The organism is Streptococcus rifensis (genome assembly GCF_053203525.1).
In genome coordinates this window covers 155,361-171,883 of record NZ_JBRUCW010000004.1, presented here as the reverse complement: position 1 = coordinate 171,883, position 16,523 = coordinate 155,361, and the positions used below count along the sequence as shown (strand labels likewise).

The following is a 16,523-nucleotide window of genomic DNA, read 5'->3' as shown; positions in this document are numbered from 1 at the left end:
TCCATAAGACTCTAGGAAGTTTATCTTTTTCACTAGGGATTTAGCCTGAATACAATTGATTAAGTCAAGACACGATTGACAGCTGGTTAAAAACTTGTTATAGTATAGGTATTCAATTATGAGTGGGCAAAATGAAGTTATGAGGATTTTAGTCCGCATACCATTCACCATTCAGATTAGTTAAGCGATGATAGCCTAGGAGATACACCTGTTTCCATGCCGAACACAGCAGTTAAGCCCTAGAACGCCTGAAGTAGTTGGGGGTTTCCCCCTGTGAGATAGGGAAGTCGCTTAGCGAATAGGAACCTAAGAAGGTTCCATCAGGGAGTTTAGCTCAGCTAAGGAGGACAGAAGTCCGACTTTGTCGTAGCGAAAGCGCACGACAGGGACCAGTTTGAGCTAAGCCCCGACAAGGGAGTTTAGCTCAGCTGGGAGAGCATCTGCCTTACAAGCAGAGGGTCAGCGGTTCGATCCCGTTAACTCCCATTTTAATAAGCGGGTGTAGTTTAGTGGTAAAACTACAGCCTTCCAAGCTGTTGTCGCGAGTTCGATTCTCGTCACCCGCTTTGAACATACTGATTTGTTCATCTACCAAGCATATTTGTGGCTTGGGCGCGTAGCTCAGATGGTTAGAGCGCACGCCTGATAAGCGTGAGGTCGATGGTTCGATTCCATTCGTGCCCATTAACTGAATAAGTTAAAAATGGTCCGTTGGTCAAGGGGTTAAGACACCGCCTTTTCACGGCGGTAACACGGGTTCGAATCCCGTACGGACTATTTTGGAGGATTACCCAAGTCCGGCTGAAGGGAACGGTCTTGAAAACCGTCAGGCGTGTAAAAGCGTGCGTGGGTTCGAATCCCACATCCTCCTTTTTTTATTATCGCGGGATGGAGCAGTTAGGTAGCTCGTCGGGCTCATAACCCGAAGGTCGTAGGTTCAAATCCTGCTCCCGCAATGTTGGCTCGGTAGCTCAGTTGGTAGAGCAATGGATTGAAGCTCCATGTGTCGGCGGTTCGATTCCGTCTCGCGCCATATTAATTTAATAAATCTGGAGAGATAGCGAAGAGGCTAAACGCGGCGGACTGTAAATCCGCTCCTTCGGGTTCGGGGGTTCGAATCCCTCTCTCTCCATACCTTTACGGGCATAGTTTAAAGGTAGAACTAAGGTCTCCAAAACCTTCAGTGTGGGTTCAATTCCTACTGCCCGTGTTTAAATATGGCGGGTGTGGTGAAGTGGTTAACACATCAGATTGTGGCTCTGACATTCGTGGGTTCGATTCCCATCACTCGCCTATTTTATTATTAATGGGGTATAGCCAAGCGGTAAGGCAAGGGACTTTGACTCCCTCATGCGTTGGTTCGAATCCAGCTACCCCAGTCAAACATTGTGCCGGCGTGGCGGAATTGGCAGACGCGCTGGACTCAAAATCCAGTGTCCTCACGGACGTGCCGGTTCGACCCCGGCCGCCGGTATTGCATAATGTAGTGGAAAAGACAAGGTTGTTAGACCTTGTCTTTTCTCTTTGTCTTCTTTAGTAAGTTTGTGATTGGCAAGTAATGGTTCTTTATCTATTTTAGGGGGGTACTGAACAGTTTACAGTTGTAGAAGATCGTATAGGATCTATTTTTTGTAAGTACTAAGGGTATGTCGTACATCAGATCTAAGTCTTCCTTGGATACCTGGTTACTGATAAAGTCAATAGGCTCTCTATTCTGCTTATGGTGGAGATGTGATCGAATGAGTTTTAAATTTTGGTTATACGAACATAAACGGGGATTTCAAGATGTGTATATAAGACGGGAACTTCAGATTAGTTTCTAATAGATTTCTATAGAGCCTGTATTAATTAGTTAAGAAGTGCCCTATTTTAAAATATTACATATAACGAAATCGTATAGCCATTTAAATGACAAGATTGTCATATAACGCTTTCAATGCTTGATATATTAGCTTTTTTTATGTCATACTACACTAACCTTAAAAGAATCTTAAACTTTTTCTTAAAAATAGCTTAAAAACGGTTGACATTTATTTAGAGGTGTTATATACTATAATCAACCCAAATGGGAAAAATAAAATTTTAGGAGATTTTTAAAATGAAAAAATCACTTCTTACACTTGCTTTGGCAGGTTTGTTAGTTGCTCCAACTGTAGTTTTTGCAGCGGATATTACAGAAACTAGTAAACAAGTTTTTGTTAATACTGATGAAGAAATTTCAGACGAAGAGTTGGCAAAACTTCAAGCTCAACACGATAAGGAAGTTGATGCTAATACCGTAACAGAAGAAGAAGAATGGGTTGAAAATCCAGTAAATGACAATCCAAATGCGATTGATGTTAAATTCCAAGGTAAAGAAGAACCAATGCCAGGTGCTCAAGGTTCAACTGCTAAACCTGAAGAAAAGAAAGCTGCAGAAACTAAAGCTTCTGAAGACAAAAAAGCTGAAGGTGCTAAAGCCGTTAAAGCAGCAGCTACTAAAACTGCAGCTAAAGCACTTCCAAAAACATCTGCAGCTAAATAATTTAGTTTGCTAAATGAAAAGTTGCCTTCGGGCAACTTTTTCTATTTTTAGAGGAGAAATCATGACAAACAATAAATTGTGGTCAAGACTTATAGCTCTCGTGACTGTTGCCCTTTTATTTTTAGCAGGTTGTGGAAATAAGGAAGCTGAGAAAGCTGAAAAAACAACAACACCGCTTCAGATTGAATCGACTTACACAGTTAGTGATGAGGAAAAAGCAGAACGTCAGGCTCAGTTTGAAAGCTTAAAAGCGATTAATAGTGAGACTGTTGCCTATGTCTATGCTCCGGGGACGATGTTAGATGAACCTGTTGTTCAGACGACAGATAATGCGACCTACTTGGATAAAACCTTTGAGGGGGGCTATGAACCATATATGGGGACTGTCTTTATGGACATGGATAATGCAGCTGACTTTAGTGATAATCTCACCTGGCTATTTGGTCATGCTCGTGGTAGCACGGTCCCTGATCACCGGATGTTCAATGATGTTAACTATTATGATGATCAGGCCTTCTTTGATGAGCATCCTTATGTGGTGGTTCAAACCCCTGAGAGAAACTATTATTATGAAGCAGCCTTCTTGATTATCGTTCCTGAGACGACAGCTTACTACCGGACAGAGTTTGATAGTGATGAGCAGTTTGCTCAGCAGTTAACAGAAGTGAGTGAGCAGGCCCACACGAAGAATGCTAATATCAAAATCTCTGAGTCAGATAAGTATTTGGTCTTATCAACTTGCCGTGAGGATGATGAAACGATTCGTTCTAATCTTTACTTGCGTCAGATTCCAGATTCTGAATTGACCGAATTCTTGGCTGAGAATGAAGGGAAATTGGCTTACACGCCAACCCGTTAATAAATAAAAAGAAGTTGGGAGACCAGCTTCTTTTTTGCTTATTTTAAAAGTAGGACTATTTGTGTAAGTGCGTGTCCCATTTGGTCGGAAAAGATAGTATAATAGAAGAAAATGATGAGGAGGAAAGATATGGCGGATTATGGGTTTTTAGGGGTGTTGGATGAAGTCTTAGAGCAGGCGTTCACCTATGATTATGAGATTAACTGGGATAAGAAGAACCATGCGGTGGAGGTTAGTTTTCTTCTGGAGGTGCAAAATGCGTCTGCTGTGCAGACGGTGGATGCGGATGGGGAGCTGTCTGATCAGGACATTCTTTTTGAAGATATTCTTGTCTTTTATAACCCAGCCAAAAGTAAGATAGACTTGGACGACTATTTGGTTGCTCTGCCCTATGAGCCGAAAAAGGGCCTCTCTCGGGAGTTTTTGACGTATTTGGTCTATTTCCTCAATGAGACGGCAGAACGTGGTCTGGATGAGGTGATGGACTTTCTAGCGGACCCTGAGGCGGAGGAATTTGCTATTGTCTGGGATGAGGAGGCCTTTGAGGCCGGATTGAAGAACATAGAGGAGGCACATTTTTATCCCTATCCGAGGTATTAAGATGTTAGATGAACGGTTTCTTTTTTCAGGAACAGTATAAAAGGACAGGCGATTGCCTGTCCCTTTTAACCAGTTAGCCAGCCTCCAAACAGCGAGGAAGAAAGCTAACAAACTGGGGACTGTTATCAGCCTCCAAACAGCGAGGAAGAAAATAAATAGTCCCACAAAATGATATTATATGTATCTATAAGAATATTCTAATCGAAATTATGCTGTTTGTCAAGTATTTTGAAATTTATGATAAAATAAGGGATATAGAAATTAGAGGAAAGCTATGAAGCATTATATCTTTTTTGATGAGTCTAAAAAAATTGACCGTGAATCAGAGTACTCCTATTATGGTGCTATTTCGATTGAAGAAAGTGAACTAAGTAAAATTGAGGAGGAGATTGAGAAACTTCTTATAAACCTTGGTAGAAAATCGGAGTTACATTTTGTGGATTATCAAGGTGCGGATCTTAAAAAGTATTTTCAAGTATTAGACTTCTTTTTGTCCTGTTCATCCATAAAATTTAATATCTATCGGTTGAATAATACGCATTACTTTAAGCTAGGTGATGCGCTTGGCTATTCTGATTCAGAATTGCGTAAGTATTTTTATGTCAAAATTCCAGAGCGTCTGTTTTATGGTTTAGTCAGAGATGATAGCCAGATTGATGGCTTAGAAATTATAATGGATGATAGCACTGAGTTTCAAACGTTGGGAGTGTTTGAGAAATTAATTGACCAGATGAACGCTCACTCACTTTATAGAGGCAAGAACTACCATGTGGAGTCCATTGGGGGCATTAATTCTCAAAATTCTCGTATGATTCAGATGCTGGATGTTATTCTTGGTATTGTTGTGTATTTGTTAGAATATGAGCACTTAGGAGACCAAAGTAATACAAATCTAAACAAACAGGACTTTATCTATCGACTACTTTGTGAGGGGGATAACCTTCATCGTTTTCATCAGATTATCTCAATTTATACCTGGGAAAGTGAGAAAATAGATTCTGTATCAAGGATGGAAATTTCTGCGTTTACAAGTCAATTTTTAGCTAAGTGTAATCAAAATGAATTTTCTCACATGACAGCTGTTCAACAAGTTTACCTAAACAATAGGGAATATCTTGCAACGTTATCGCCTGATGATCGCCATTCGCGTATTAACCTGTTAAAGCAATCTCTACAAAATCCCTATTCAGATGATAGGAAATTAACGAATACATTGGTTGAATTATTTTTAGGCTATTTAAGTCAAATTGAGTTTAAGGACCGTAATAAATTTTTAAGATAAAACTAAAGTATTTGGCAATTGATCAGAAGACTCAAGAATAGGTACATGGTACAAAAGAAGTCCTTATCAATAGCGCACATTATCGTACAAACTATATTTAAAGGTTTACAGGATATACTTTTAGGTGATAGTGGGATATATTCTTTTAGCTTATCAGCATCTAAAAATAAAGTAGTTTTTTATTACAGGAAATAAGATATGTAGCAAGTAGGTGGTAAAATTGACAGGACTCAATGAGTGCTTTATTAGATAGTCTTGCTGAAATTATAAGGTTATTGACTATAATAAAAGGAAACTGTAAGAATATGGAAAATCAAAATAAGAATAAAGAAATCATGAGAAAGGTTCTGACAGAACTGGCTAGGTTGATTGTAGAACTATTCAGAAAAAGCTGGGGCTACTTAATTATAGTTGTAATTGTCCTCTGTGCAGTGATAATAGTTCTAGAGTATTTTTCAGAAATTACCTCAGTAATAATTATTCCAGGTACAACAGATGCTTGGCTTGGATTTTGGGGAGCGATCATAGGGACATTCCTGTCGGTTGTATTTACAATTTTTGTTATGCTTTATACCATGCAGGTTGATAAGGACAGTAGGGAAGCAGAGAAAGAACCTATCATAGTAGCCAGCAATACAGAATATAAAGAACTAGTTATGTTTAATAGAGATGACGATGGTACTTCGATGAGAAATGATCCAAAGATTATTGAGAATAACCCATATTTCAAGTTGGCAAATTTAGGTTCTACAGGGATATTTGATATTAAAGGAACAGTAACTGTCTTAAATAATGTAGGTGAATCGGATGGAGTAACAATTAAAGTAGAAAATTTATATGTTCACTCATATTCCTCAGACATGAGAAATTTAACATTTATACGAAAGCAAAACCTTAAATCATTTGCAAATAACAGTTTGATGCCTGGAGAATCAGTAAATATAGAATTTCCACCAGAGGTCACCCTCTTTTCAGTTGCTGGAAGTCAGAACATAATGAAAAAAAGACCAGAATTAGACTTTTCACCAGAATTAGAAATTGAGATTAGATACAAAAATTATAAGAATAAAGAGAAATATTATCTTTTTAGAGCAAGAATAGAAATAGAGAAGTATCATGTTTTCTGGAATAGAGAGAAGAGCACAAGGGAGTACGCCCTAAATGGTATGACAATAGTTGAGCAATGATTTATTGCAAGTACATTCTAAGAGTAAGTGTGTCTGGGAGTGGTTGCTCCTAATCAGACCTCGGTCTTTATGGTTGGCGAGTTAGCTCGGTCGGATTATGAGGCGATAAGATTTGGCGATGAAGGTCAGGGCTATAAACTGATGCCTATTGAAGGTTTTTTGACCGACAAGCAGGTTATTCCGCAGTTACAGGAGCGGTTGAGGGATTGGATGGAGGAGAATGATGAGTGAAGTTTTGGCTGCCCTTGTTGGGGCATTGGTGGCGGCTCTGGTAACGTATGTTATTTCGAATCGTGACTTAAGTGACTCGCTAGATTCAAAATCTGGCTGGCGGGAAAAATTGTTTACTGTGGCTTCGAAGTATGAGTTGACTTTAGATGATGCACAAACAGTTCGAACTGCTCTTAGAATTTTCCCTAAGTTCGAAGAAGTAGAGCAGTACTCTTTCAGTTGGTTTAGTGATATTATGATTGTACATTTGGATAGATATATCTTAAATAAGGATTTTAAGGACAAAGTCACTGAGAAAATTAGTAAAAAAAAGTCAGTTCAAATAAAAAATTTGCAATTAATTACTATTGAAGATGTACCTAATTCAGAATCAAATCTCTTAGATAGTGATACAACTGCTATTGTTCGATTATTTGCAATGTTTCTTCTCAAGCACCATTTTGATTATAGGAGTTCGATGGGAGCAAAAGATTATTTATATAAACTAGGAAGAGATAAGAATAAAATTTATAATCCGATTGTTGAAGAAACTTATGATAATTATTTGAAACTAATGAGGAGAATTGATATGTGTGAAGATACTGATAAAAAAGACGAAGGTAAAGAAACAGAGGGAAAAAACGGTGATAAAACACCAGAGAGGATAGGCTGTTTAGTAGGTTCCGTGGTATTTTTTGTACTAACAATAATTCTATTATTATTATTATTTGATTTTCTAGGAAAAGGCCAAAATGGTATAAGATTTATTAATTTGGAATGGAGTGACTTAGGAATCAGTAAATTATTACTTATTCCACTTTTTTTATTTGCATTATTATTCATATTCTCAATGCCAATATCTATTTTATCAGGTTTGGTTATAAGTCAGAAACTAACTTCTAGGCCTGTATCAAAATCAGATCACAATATTGTAGAGTTAAAAGACTTATGGGAAAAGATTTATGAGAAGTGAGAAAATGAATAAAAAATTTAATAAAAACGAAATGAGAACAACATGAACAACTGGCAGGAATTAACCATTACGATTCACCGTGAGGCGGAAGAGGCGGTGTCTCATCTCTTGATTGAGACGGGCAGCCAGGGGGTGGCTATTGACGATAGTGCAGATTATCTGGGGCAGGTTGGCAAATACGGCGAGCTGTTCCCAGAAGTTGAACAGGCTGACATGGTCAAAATCACAGCCTATTACCCAGACAGCGCAGATATAGTAGCCATCACTGAGCAGGTCAACGAGCGCTTGGCCAACTTGACGGGCTTTGGTTTGGCAACGGGAGTTATCCAGCTGTCTACACAGGCTTTAGCTGAGGAGGACTGGGCAGAGAACTGGAAGAAATACTATGAGCCCACTCGCATTACCCATGATTTGACCATCGTGCCCTCTTGGACAGACTACGAAGCGGGAGCGGGCGAGAAGATCATCAAGCTGGATCCTGGGATGGCTTTTGGAACAGGGACGCACCCAACAACCAAGATGAGCCTCTTTGCCTTAGAGCAGGTCCTGCGTGGCGGGGAGACCGTGATTGATGTCGGGACGGGGTCTGGGGTTCTCTCTATCGCCAGCTCACTCTTGGGTGCCAAGGAGATTTTTGCCTACGATTTGGACGATGTGGCGGTGCGTGTGGCACGAGAAAATATCGAACTCAATCCCAATATGGACGATATTCATGTATCAACAGGCGACCTTTTAAAAGGTGTGGGCCATGAAGCAGATGTCATCGTGGCTAATATCTTGGCGGATATTCTCATTCATTTGACAGAGGATGCCTACCGTTTGGTCAAGGATGAGGGCTACCTGATCATGTCGGGTATTATCTCTGAAAAATGGGACATGGTGCGTTCTTCTGCTGAAAGTGCAGGCTTTTTCCTTGAAACCCATATGGTGCAGGGTGAATGGAATTGCTGCGTCTTTAAGAAGACGGATGACCGTTCAGGTGTGATTGGAGGCTAGATGCAACAGTATTTTGTAAAAGGCAAAGCAGAAAATCCGGTGACCATCACTGATAAGGAAACGGCTAAACACATGTTTTCGGTCATGCGTCTGACAGAGGGTGATGAGGTGGTCTTGGTTTTTGATGATGGGGTAAAACGTCTGGCGCGTGTCCTCTCTAGCCAAGACCAGCAGTTTGAACTGGTCAAAGACTTGGTGGACCATGTCGAGCTGCCTGTTGAGGTGACCATCGCTTCTGGCTTTCCTAAAGGGGACAAGCTGGAATTTATCAGCCAAAAAGCGACCGAACTGGGGGCGTCGGCTATCTGGGCCTATCCTGCAGACTGGTCTGTGGTCAAGTGGGATAGCAAGAAATTAGCCAAGAAAGAAGACAAGCTAGCCAAGATTGTTTTAGGTGCTGCGGAGCAGTCTAAACGCAATCGTGTGCCAGAAGTCAGCCTCTTTGACAGCCAAAAGGATTTACTAGCTCGGCTTGCAGATTTTGACAAAATCTTTATCGCCTATGAGGAAATCGCTAAGGCAGGGGAACGCTCTACCCTAGCTAAGGAGCTGACTCAGGTTGCACCTGGTCAAAAGCTTCTCTTTCTCTTTGGCCCAGAAGGCGGTATATCGTCTCAGGAAATCGAAGCCTTCGAGGCTGCTGGTGGCATCAGAGTGGGCCTTGGCCCTCGGATTATGCGGACAGAGACAGCTCCGCTCTATGCCCTGTCAGCAGTGAGTTATGCTTTGGAACTAGCTGATCATGATTGAGAAACAGGATACCTGTTTCTTTTTTTGAGCCGTTTTTATCAGAAGTTATCCACAAGTTGTGGATAATCAGTGAAAATTGACGTGAAAAGTTTGGAAAACAAGTGGTTATCAGTCTAAAATGGGGGGTTGTTTTCCACATTATAAAACTTTTATCCACAATTCTGTGGATAAGTCTGTGTATAGGAGGACTTTTTGACCTTAACAGCTGAAAAAAGCAGGTCGCTCTGCTATTTTTCCAAAAAAATGGTAAAATAAGAACAAGATTTCAAGGAGATGTGCGGGTATGCCGAAAGAAGTGAATTTGACGGGCGAAGAGGTGGTGGCCTTAACAGCTCGCTATTTGAGTGAGAGCGATGTTATTTTTGTAAAGAAAGCTTTGGATTATGCGGTGGAGAGCCACGAGGGGCAGTTTCGTCAGTCGGGTGAACCCTATATTATTCACCCTATTCAGGTAGCTGGGATTTTGGCGGGTCTGCATCTGGATGCTGTGACCGTTGCTTGTGGATTTTTGCACGATGTGGTCGAAGATACGGACGTCACGCTAGAAGATTTGGAACGTGATTTTGGTGAAGATGTTGCTAAGATTGTGGATGGCGTCACCAAGCTCGGTAAGGTGGAGTATAAGAGCCATGAGGAGCAGTTGGCGGAAAATCACCGCAAGATGTTAATTGCTATGTCAGAGGATATGCGGGTGATTTTGGTGAAATTAGCAGACAGGCTTCACAACATGCGCACCATTAAGCATCTGCGTAAGGATAAGCAAGAGCGGATTTCGCGGGAAACCATGGAAATTTATGCCCCATTAGCCCACCGTTTGGGGATTTCCTCCGTGAAGTGGGAACTGGAGGACATGAGTTTTCGTTACCTTAACGAAGAAGAGTTTTACCGAATTTCACGCCTCATGAAGGAGAAGCGTCGTGAGCGCGAAGCCCTGGTTGAAGAGGTTGTGGAAAAGATTACGACCTATACAGAGGAGCGGAATTTAAGAGGGCAGGTTTATGGGCGTCCTAAGCACATTTACTCGATTTATCGTAAGATGCATGACAAGCATAAGCGCTTCGATGAGCTATATGACTTGATTGCCATTCGGTGTCTCATGGACACGCCGAGCGATGTTTATGCTATGTTAGGCTATATTCATGAACTCTGGCGCCCGATGCCGGGTCGTTTTAAGGATTACATTGCTAATCCTAAGGCCAATGGTTACCAGTCCATTCACACGACGGTTTACGGTCCTAAAGGACCGATTGAGTTTCAGATTCGGACCTATGAGATGCACGAGGTGGCTGAATACGGGGTAGCAGCTCACTGGGCCTATAAAAAAGGTGTCAAGGGTAAGGTCGATGAGAAGGAAACCGCACTTGGCATGTCATGGATTGCTAATATGCTGGACCTTCAGGCTGATAGTGACGATGCCCAGGGCTTTGTGTCATCGGTTAAGGAAGATATCTTTACCGAGCGGATCTATGTCTTCACGCCAAATGGTGATGTTCGGGAATTACCCAAAGATTCAGGGCCGATTGACTTTGCCTATGACATTCACACCAATGTCGGTGAGAAGGCGACAGGTGCCAAGGTTAACGGTCGGATGGTGCCTCTGACGACCAAGCTTAAGACGGGTGATCAGGTGGAAATCATCACCTCAAGCAATTCCTTCGGTCCTAGTCGTGACTGGATCAACATTGTCAAAACCCACAAGGCTAGGAATAAGATTCGCCAATTTTTCAAAAACCAAGACAAGGAGCTTTCCATCACTAAGGGGCGCGAAATGCTCCAAGATATTTTGCAAGAAAATGGTTATGTTGCCAATAAATATTTAGACCGCAAGCATATGGAAGAGGCCTTGCAAAAAACGGGGTACAAGACTGAGGAAGCTGTTTATGCGGCCATTGGGTTTGGCGAGGTGTCACCGGTCTCTATCTTTAACCGCCTGACAGAAAAAGAACGCCGTGAGGCCGAGCGGGCTAAGGCCAAGGCTGTTGCGGACGAGTTGGTCAAGGGCGGTGAGGTCAAGCAGGAGAACCACAAAGAAAATCTCAAGGTTAAGCATGAGGGAGGTGTCATCATTCAAGGGGCATCTGGTCTCATGATGCGGATTGCCAAATGTTGTAGTCCTGTACCGGGTGACGAGATTGTGGGTTATATTACCAAAGGACGTGGAGTGGCCATCCATCGAACAGACTGTATGAACCTTAGGAGTCAAGAAAACTATGAGCAACGCTTAATCGATGTAGAGTGGGAGGAGTCAAACTCTAGCAAGGAATACTTGGCTGAGATTGATATCTACGGTCTTAACCGTTCAGGTCTTTTGAACGATGTTCTCAAGGTCCTGACCAACTCCAATCACAATATTTCAAGTGTCAATGCTCAGCCAACCAAGGATATGAAGTTTGCCAATATCCATATCAGTTTTTACATATCAAATCTCTCCAGTTTGACCACCATTGTCGACAAGGTCAAGTCGGTGCCGGAGGTGTACTCTGTTAAACGGACGAATGGTTAAAAAGGTCTGGGGGGCCTTTTTAATCGGGAAATGGGAAAAGGCGTCAGCCTTCTTCCTCTAATCGGAATAGTTCTCTTCTATCCATCGTCAGCTTGCTTTGATAGACTATAGCCTTATCTGCAGGATCGCTTCCTTGCCTATAAGGGAATTGTGTACAATAGAGAGGCTTTTTGGTTCAATTGTCGTCAATAGGAAATGGTAAATAGCTTATGAAAATCATTATTCAGCGGGTGTCCGAAGCCCAGGTAGAGATTGAGGGGCGCGTGCAGGGAAAGATTAGCCAAGGGCTCTTGCTTCTGGTTGGCATAGCGCCTGAGGATACGTCAGCGGATTTGGACTATGCTGTCCGAAAACTCGTCAACATGCGGATTTTTTCAGATGCAGCAGGAAAGATGAATCTGTCTGTTCAAGATATCGGTGGGCAAATCCTCTCGATCTCTCAGTTTACCCTTTTTGCGGATACCAAGAAAGGCAATCGTCCAGCCTTCAATGGTGGTGCTGCACCTGACAAAGCAAGTCAGCTTTATGACCAATTGAATGCCCTGTTAGCCCAGCATGTTCCTGTGGAAACAGGTCTCTTTGGCGCTGATATGCAGGTCAGTCTAGTCAATGATGGTCCTGTGACCATTGTATTGGATACGAGGGTAAGACAATAAAAGGCTATATGGTAAGGTCGACCAAAAATAGTTCAGCTTCTGTTCCTTATGAAAATATTGTTATTTCCCGTGGTGTTAGTTAATCAAATATCGGCTAAAGGGTGGTATAATACATCCTTTGGTTGACTCAACTTGGAATAATGCAACATGCCGTTAACAGAGGACGTGGTGTTGTTATTATCATTAATCAATATGGTGGAGTTTCTCTAATGTCACGATAGTTTTGAGGTCTTACAGATGAAAAAGTTTCTTAGAGGTTTACTATGGATGGTACGGATTTTAGGAATACTGAGCCTACTCTATAGTCTTTTTAGAGTGGATGAGCTGAGCCATAAAATATCATTTCGCCAATTGGGGTTTATACTGATTATCATAAGTTCATTAGGACAATTAGCGTTTAATAAATGGATTGCCTCTTCTAATGAGGACTAGTCCTCGCTGGTTCTATAAATATATTATGATGCGAAGTGCAGTGAATAATGGAAGAAGAGTCATTATCATGATTAATCAGTCTGGCGGGGTTTCTGTAATCTCTAGGTAGAAAAGGAGTGTTTATGAAAAAAATAGGAAGGGTTATATCTTGGCTGATTGCTCTTTTGGGGGTATTTGTTCTAATCTATGGTTTTCAATTTGATTATGGCCAAACTCGTGATAATTTTTACTTACTAGGTGGTTTTTTGATAATTCTAGGTGGAGTTTTACGTGCATTACTGGGTAAAAGCTGAATGCAGATGAGGCCAAAAAGATTAAAAATCGTCACGACAGCTAAATGCAAATCCACAGGTCAGTCTCATCAATGACGGCCTTGTGACCATAGTGTCTGATATGCAGATCAACTAAAAAATTCTCCAAGCCAAAACTTGGAGAATTTTTCTGTATAGATACTGGTCTTGCTCAAACGTTTGGTTAACAGGATGCTTTCAACTTATCCCAGATAAATAAAACTGGCGATGCCCATCATGATGGGGAAGCTGATGAGCGACAGGACAGTCGTTAGGAGGACTAGGCGTGAACCGTACTGGTAATCCCCACCATAGACTTGGCTGAGAAGGGCTGCATTCATGGCTGTTGGGGAGCAGGAGGCGATCGTTAAGGCCAGCTTGAGTGCTGGGACATTTAAAGGAAGCAACCAGATAATGAGGGTAGAAATGAGGGAGGTAAGGATTAGTCTAAGAAAGGCTGTCCAGTAAGCTGGCAGATAGCAGAAGACTTCGCGCCAATTGGCCTTATAAAAATAAGTCCCAAGGACTAGGGTTGATAAGGGGGTATTGAGTTGGGCAAAGCTACTGACAGCATCCATCAAGACATTTGGAAAAGTAAAGGGGAGGATATAGCAGGTCAGTCCAATGACTGTTGAAATGGAAGCCGGATTGAGAAGGGCAGTGCGCAGGGATATCTTTGATTTGTCCTGCGTGATAAGGTAGATGCCATAGGTCCATTGCATGATTTGGTTGGCAACGACAAAGCCTGAAATATAAAAAACGGCATCATTGCCGCCAACGGCGAGGGCTAACGGGGTTCCTAGGAAACCCACATTCGCAAAAAGAACAGCGTAAGTATCAATCGGACGGCCTTTTGGAACTAAAAAGCGGGTGAGTATAATACGGGTAATGAGGATAAAGAAGGCCATAGCGATGGTAATAAGAAGGTAAAGCAGGCGATCTCTGGAAAAATCAGCCTTCAAAAAGGTCGCTACAAATAGGCTAGGGGCCACATACATGGTTAAGAGCTTTGAGAGTTGGCGCGTGATGTCCTTGGTCAGGATGTTGCGGGCCAGAAAACAGCCCATTCCCATGAGGAGGAAAAGGACAAGAAGTTTTTGAAAGACCATGAGGGCTATTGACATACGAACCACCTTTCTAACTATTCATTATAGCATAATATGGAAGTGTTGATTTTGAAAAATTAGCCATTTTCAGAAAAAAACTCCGAAACTGGTTAAAAAGTTTTGACTATTTAACTGGTTAATGATAAAATGGTTTATGTTAACAAAAAATAAAGGAAATCATGATGACCGAATTAGCTAAACAAATTGATCAAGCGATCAATACCATTATTCTCAAATCTGAGAATCACTTAGAACTTCTAGTAGGCGCCTGCCAGAGCAATGTGTCATTGACCAATACGCAAGAACATATTCTCATGCTGATTAATGACGGCATTATCAACAATTCTGACCTAGCTAAGGCCCTCAATGTCAGCCAAGCTGCTGTGACCAAGGCCATTAAATCCTTGATTGCTCAAGGGATGTTGGAATCTGCCAAGGATGCCAAGGATGGCCGGATGACTTACTATCAGTTGACCGATTTGGCCAAGCCGATTGCGAAGGAGCATGAACATCACCATGCCCATACGCTGAGTACCTATGATGCTGTTATTGCTGGCTATTCTCAGGAGGAGCAAGCATTAGTTAGTCGTTTCCTCAAGGATTTGCTTGGCAAGATTGAGGAGGCTTAATGCGCTATATCACGGTTGAAAACTTAGCCTTTCAATATGACAAAGAGCCTGTTCTGGACAAGATTTCTTATCATCTTGATAGCGGGGAATTTGTGACCTTGACGGGTGAAAATGGGGCCGCCAAGACGACCTTGGTTAAGGCGACTCTAGGGATTTTAAAACCCCAAGTTGGCAAGGTTGATATTTCAAAGACCAGTATTTCGGGTCAAAAATTGCGCATTGCCTATCTCCCTCAACAGGTGGCTAGTTTTAATGCAGGCTTTCCGTCAACAGTCTATGAGTTTGTGAAATCAGGCCGTTACCCGCGTCAAGGCTGGTTTCGCAAGTTGAGCGAGCATGACGAAGAACATATCAAGATTAGTTTGGAAGCGGTTGGGATGTGGGAGCAGCGAGACAGTCGGCTGGGTTCGCTTTCAGGTGGGCAAAAACAACGGGCTGTGATTGCCAGGATGTTTGCCAGTGATCCCGATATCTTTATCCTAGATGAGCCAACGACGGGTATGGACATCAGCTCTAAAGAAGAGTTTTATGGTCTTATGCACCACTCTGCTAAACAACACGGTAAGTCAGTCCTCATGATTACCCATGACCCCGATGACGTGAGAACATTTGCGGACCGCAATATTCATCTCGTGCGTGACCAAGATTCGCCTTGGCGGTGCTTTAACCTTCACGAGACCCACCACCATCATGGAGCAGAGGAGGTGGATCATGCTTAGTCTTTTTGATTATGCCTTTATGCAACGAGCTTTCCTCGCTATGATTGCCATTGCAGCTTTCGCTCCGATCTTAGGAATTTTCCTGATTTTGCGGCGGCAGTCCTTGATGAGCGATACGCTCAGTCACGTTTCCCTAGCAGGAGTGGCTTTCGGCTTGATTTTGGGAATCGATGTCAGTGTGTCAACTATCATTGTCGTGCTGATCGCTGCGGTGTTCTTAGAATACTTACGGACGATTTACAAGGATTTTATGGAGATTGGGACTGCTATTCTCATGTCAACAGGGTTGGCTATTTCTCTGATTGTGACCAGTAAGTCTGGTGGCTCCTCTAGCATGAGCTTAGACCAGTACTTGTTCGGGTCGATTTTGACCATTACATCGACGCAGGTGACGGCCTTGTTTGCCATTGCGGTGATAGTGCTTATTTTGACGGCCCTCTTTATCCGTCCCATGTACATTTTGACCTTTGATGAGGATACTGCTTATGTGGACGGTTTGCCTGTGCGGACCATGTCTATCCTCTTTAACATGGTGACCGGGGTGGCGATTGCCCTCATGATTCCTGCGGCTGGTGCACTATTGGTTTCAACCATTATGGTCCTACCAGCCTCCATCGCTCTGCGTCTGGGCAAGAGCTTTAAGACGGTCATGGCACTCTCTGTGCTTATTGGGTTTGTCGGGATGCTGTCTGGGCTTTATATTTCCTACTATATGGAAACACCGGCTTCAGCAAGTATCACCATGATCTTTATCACCATTTTCTTGGTGGTCAATCTATTGAAAAAGTTTAAAAAATAAAGGAGATT

General features: G+C 42.2%; 16 protein-coding genes, 12 tRNA genes and 1 rRNA gene. 28 read left to right on the top strand and 1 reads right to left on the bottom strand.

Features of this window, described 5'->3' with window-relative positions; translation table 11 throughout:
• The first annotated feature begins 180 nt into the window (after positions 1 to 180).
• The 25 genes from rrf (at position 181) to ACVRYP_RS04000 (ending at position 13,265) form a co-directional block, all read left to right on the top strand.
• Positions 181 to 296 (top strand): 5S ribosomal RNA (gene rrf, locus ACVRYP_RS04120).
• A gap of 117 nt (positions 297 to 413) precedes the next feature.
• Positions 414 to 486: transfer RNA gene (locus tag ACVRYP_RS04115), tRNA-Val, on the top strand.
• A gap of 9 nt (positions 487 to 495) precedes the next feature.
• Positions 496 to 566: transfer RNA gene (locus ACVRYP_RS04110), tRNA-Gly, on the top strand.
• Positions 567 to 610: 44 nt separating this feature from the next.
• Positions 611 to 684: transfer RNA gene (locus ACVRYP_RS04105), tRNA-Ile, on the top strand.
• Positions 685 to 705: 21 nt separating this feature from the next.
• Positions 706 to 777 (top strand) — tRNA-Glu (locus ACVRYP_RS04100).
• Positions 778 to 781: 4 nt separating this feature from the next.
• A tRNA-Ser gene (locus ACVRYP_RS04095) sits at positions 782 to 871 on the top strand.
• A gap of 11 nt (positions 872 to 882) precedes the next feature.
• Positions 883 to 956: transfer RNA gene (locus ACVRYP_RS04090), tRNA-Met, on the top strand.
• A 4-nt stretch (positions 957 to 960) separates the two neighbouring features.
• Positions 961 to 1,033, top strand: a tRNA-Phe gene (locus ACVRYP_RS04085).
• An 18-nt stretch (positions 1,034 to 1,051) separates the two neighbouring features.
• Positions 1,052 to 1,132 (top strand) — tRNA-Tyr (locus ACVRYP_RS04080).
• A 7-nt stretch (positions 1,133 to 1,139) separates the two neighbouring features.
• Positions 1,140 to 1,210, top strand: a tRNA-Trp gene (locus ACVRYP_RS04075).
• 10 nt (positions 1,211 to 1,220) lie between these two features.
• Positions 1,221 to 1,293 (top strand) — tRNA-His (locus tag ACVRYP_RS04070).
• A gap of 14 nt (positions 1,294 to 1,307) precedes the next feature.
• Positions 1,308 to 1,379, top strand: a tRNA-Gln gene (locus tag ACVRYP_RS04065).
• An 11-nt stretch (positions 1,380 to 1,390) separates the two neighbouring features.
• A tRNA-Leu gene (locus ACVRYP_RS04060) sits at positions 1,391 to 1,474 on the top strand.
• Positions 1,475 to 2,098: 624 nt separating this feature from the next.
• On the top strand, positions 2,099 to 2,524 hold the full coding sequence (locus tag ACVRYP_RS04055) for a hypothetical protein (protein ID WP_447467489.1): 426 nt from the start codon (positions 2,099 to 2,101) through the stop codon (positions 2,522 to 2,524).
• A gap of 61 nt (positions 2,525 to 2,585) precedes the next feature.
• A complete protein-coding gene (gene srtB / locus ACVRYP_RS04050; protein WP_447467488.1) occupies positions 2,586 to 3,383 on the top strand; it encodes a class B sortase, LPKTxAVK-specific in 798 nt (265 codons plus the stop codon).
• 129 nt (positions 3,384 to 3,512) lie between these two features.
• Positions 3,513 to 3,983: a DUF3013 family protein gene (locus ACVRYP_RS04045; RefSeq protein ID WP_447467487.1), complete on the top strand. Its 471-nt coding sequence runs from the start codon at positions 3,513 to 3,515 to the stop codon at positions 3,981 to 3,983.
• 274 nt (positions 3,984 to 4,257) lie between these two features.
• A complete protein-coding gene (locus ACVRYP_RS04040; protein WP_447467486.1) occupies positions 4,258 to 5,265 on the top strand; it encodes a DUF3800 domain-containing protein in 1,008 nt (335 codons plus the stop codon).
• A gap of 305 nt (positions 5,266 to 5,570) precedes the next feature.
• Positions 5,571 to 6,452 (top strand): hypothetical protein, encoded by an 882-nt coding sequence (locus ACVRYP_RS04035; RefSeq protein WP_447467485.1) that lies wholly within the window; start codon positions 5,571 to 5,573, stop codon positions 6,450 to 6,452.
• A gap of 27 nt (positions 6,453 to 6,479) precedes the next feature.
• Positions 6,480 to 6,683: an NUDIX hydrolase gene (locus ACVRYP_RS04030; protein WP_447467484.1), complete on the top strand. Its 204-nt coding sequence runs from the start codon at positions 6,480 to 6,482 to the stop codon at positions 6,681 to 6,683.
• Positions 6,673 to 7,635 carry a hypothetical protein gene (locus ACVRYP_RS04025; protein WP_447467483.1) on the top strand — a complete coding sequence of 321 codons (963 nt, stop codon included), beginning with the start codon at positions 6,673 to 6,675 and terminating at the stop codon, positions 7,633 to 7,635. The genes ACVRYP_RS04030 and ACVRYP_RS04025 overlap by 11 nt, the downstream gene beginning before the upstream one ends.
• 42 nt (positions 7,636 to 7,677) lie before the next feature.
• Positions 7,678 to 8,631 (top strand): 50S ribosomal protein L11 methyltransferase, encoded by a 954-nt coding sequence (prmA, locus tag ACVRYP_RS04020; RefSeq protein WP_447467482.1) that lies wholly within the window; start codon positions 7,678 to 7,680, stop codon positions 8,629 to 8,631.
• On the top strand, positions 8,632 to 9,381 hold the full coding sequence (locus tag ACVRYP_RS04015) for a 16S rRNA (uracil(1498)-N(3))-methyltransferase (protein ID WP_447467481.1): 750 nt from the start codon (positions 8,632 to 8,634) through the stop codon (positions 9,379 to 9,381).
• Between the two features lie 283 nt (positions 9,382 to 9,664).
• Complete coding sequence (locus ACVRYP_RS04010) at positions 9,665 to 11,884, top strand: RelA/SpoT family protein (RefSeq protein WP_447467480.1); 2,220 nt, start codon at positions 9,665 to 9,667, stop codon at positions 11,882 to 11,884.
• Between the two features lie 209 nt (positions 11,885 to 12,093).
• Positions 12,094 to 12,540, top strand: coding sequence for a D-aminoacyl-tRNA deacylase (gene dtd, locus ACVRYP_RS04005; RefSeq protein WP_447467479.1), 447 nt, complete (start codon positions 12,094 to 12,096; stop codon positions 12,538 to 12,540).
• A 554-nt stretch (positions 12,541 to 13,094) separates the two neighbouring features.
• Positions 13,095 to 13,265 carry a hypothetical protein gene (locus ACVRYP_RS04000; protein ID WP_447467478.1) on the top strand — a complete coding sequence of 57 codons (171 nt, stop codon included), beginning with the start codon at positions 13,095 to 13,097 and terminating at the stop codon, positions 13,263 to 13,265.
• A gap of 200 nt (positions 13,266 to 13,465) precedes the next feature.
• Here the strand turns inward: ACVRYP_RS04000 and ACVRYP_RS03995 are convergent, their stop codons facing one another.
• Positions 13,466 to 14,386, bottom strand: coding sequence for an AEC family transporter (locus ACVRYP_RS03995; protein WP_447467477.1), 921 nt, complete (start codon positions 14,384 to 14,386; stop codon positions 13,466 to 13,468).
• A 164-nt stretch (positions 14,387 to 14,550) separates the two neighbouring features.
• Here ACVRYP_RS03995 and ACVRYP_RS03990 point away from each other — a divergent pair, with 164 nt between their 5' ends.
• From ACVRYP_RS03990 to ACVRYP_RS03980, 3 genes are read left to right on the top strand one after another with little or no spacing between them, the layout of a single operon-like run.
• Positions 14,551 to 14,997, top strand: coding sequence for a zinc-dependent MarR family transcriptional regulator (locus ACVRYP_RS03990; RefSeq protein ID WP_447467476.1), 447 nt, complete (start codon positions 14,551 to 14,553; stop codon positions 14,995 to 14,997).
• Positions 14,997 to 15,716 (top strand): metal ABC transporter ATP-binding protein, encoded by a 720-nt coding sequence (locus tag ACVRYP_RS03985; RefSeq protein WP_447467475.1) that lies wholly within the window; start codon positions 14,997 to 14,999, stop codon positions 15,714 to 15,716. The genes ACVRYP_RS03990 and ACVRYP_RS03985 overlap by 1 nt, the downstream gene beginning before the upstream one ends.
• Positions 15,709 to 16,515, top strand: coding sequence for a metal ABC transporter permease (locus tag ACVRYP_RS03980; RefSeq protein ID WP_447467474.1), 807 nt, complete (start codon positions 15,709 to 15,711; stop codon positions 16,513 to 16,515). The genes ACVRYP_RS03985 and ACVRYP_RS03980 overlap by 8 nt, the downstream gene beginning before the upstream one ends.
• The last annotated feature ends 8 nt before the right edge of the window (positions 16,516 to 16,523 follow it).

Coding starts and splice junctions, on each gene's coding strand:
- ACVRYP_RS04055 (WP_447467489.1), top strand. CDS start 2,099: ATGAAAAAATCACTTCTTACACTTGCTTTGGCAGGTTTGTTAGTTGCT.
- srtB (WP_447467488.1), top strand. CDS start 2,586: ATGACAAACAATAAATTGTGGTCAAGACTTATAGCTCTCGTGACTGTT.
- ACVRYP_RS04045 (WP_447467487.1), top strand. CDS start 3,513: ATGGCGGATTATGGGTTTTTAGGGGTGTTGGATGAAGTCTTAGAGCAG.
- ACVRYP_RS04040 (WP_447467486.1), top strand. CDS start 4,258: ATGAAGCATTATATCTTTTTTGATGAGTCTAAAAAAATTGACCGTGAA.
- ACVRYP_RS04035 (WP_447467485.1), top strand. CDS start 5,571: ATGGAAAATCAAAATAAGAATAAAGAAATCATGAGAAAGGTTCTGACA.
- ACVRYP_RS04025 (WP_447467483.1), top strand. CDS start 6,673: ATGATGAGTGAAGTTTTGGCTGCCCTTGTTGGGGCATTGGTGGCGGCT.
- prmA (WP_447467482.1), top strand. CDS start 7,678: ATGAACAACTGGCAGGAATTAACCATTACGATTCACCGTGAGGCGGAA.
- ACVRYP_RS04015 (WP_447467481.1), top strand. CDS start 8,632: ATGCAACAGTATTTTGTAAAAGGCAAAGCAGAAAATCCGGTGACCATC.
- ACVRYP_RS04010 (WP_447467480.1), top strand. CDS start 9,665: ATGCCGAAAGAAGTGAATTTGACGGGCGAAGAGGTGGTGGCCTTAACA.
- dtd (WP_447467479.1), top strand. CDS start 12,094: ATGAAAATCATTATTCAGCGGGTGTCCGAAGCCCAGGTAGAGATTGAG.
- ACVRYP_RS04000 (WP_447467478.1), top strand. CDS start 13,095: ATGAAAAAAATAGGAAGGGTTATATCTTGGCTGATTGCTCTTTTGGGG.
- ACVRYP_RS03995 (WP_447467477.1), bottom strand. CDS start 14,386: ATGTCAATAGCCCTCATGGTCTTTCAAAAACTTCTTGTCCTTTTCCTC.
- ACVRYP_RS03990 (WP_447467476.1), top strand. CDS start 14,551: ATGACCGAATTAGCTAAACAAATTGATCAAGCGATCAATACCATTATT.
- ACVRYP_RS03985 (WP_447467475.1), top strand. CDS start 14,997: ATGCGCTATATCACGGTTGAAAACTTAGCCTTTCAATATGACAAAGAG.
- ACVRYP_RS03980 (WP_447467474.1), top strand. CDS start 15,709: ATGCTTAGTCTTTTTGATTATGCCTTTATGCAACGAGCTTTCCTCGCT.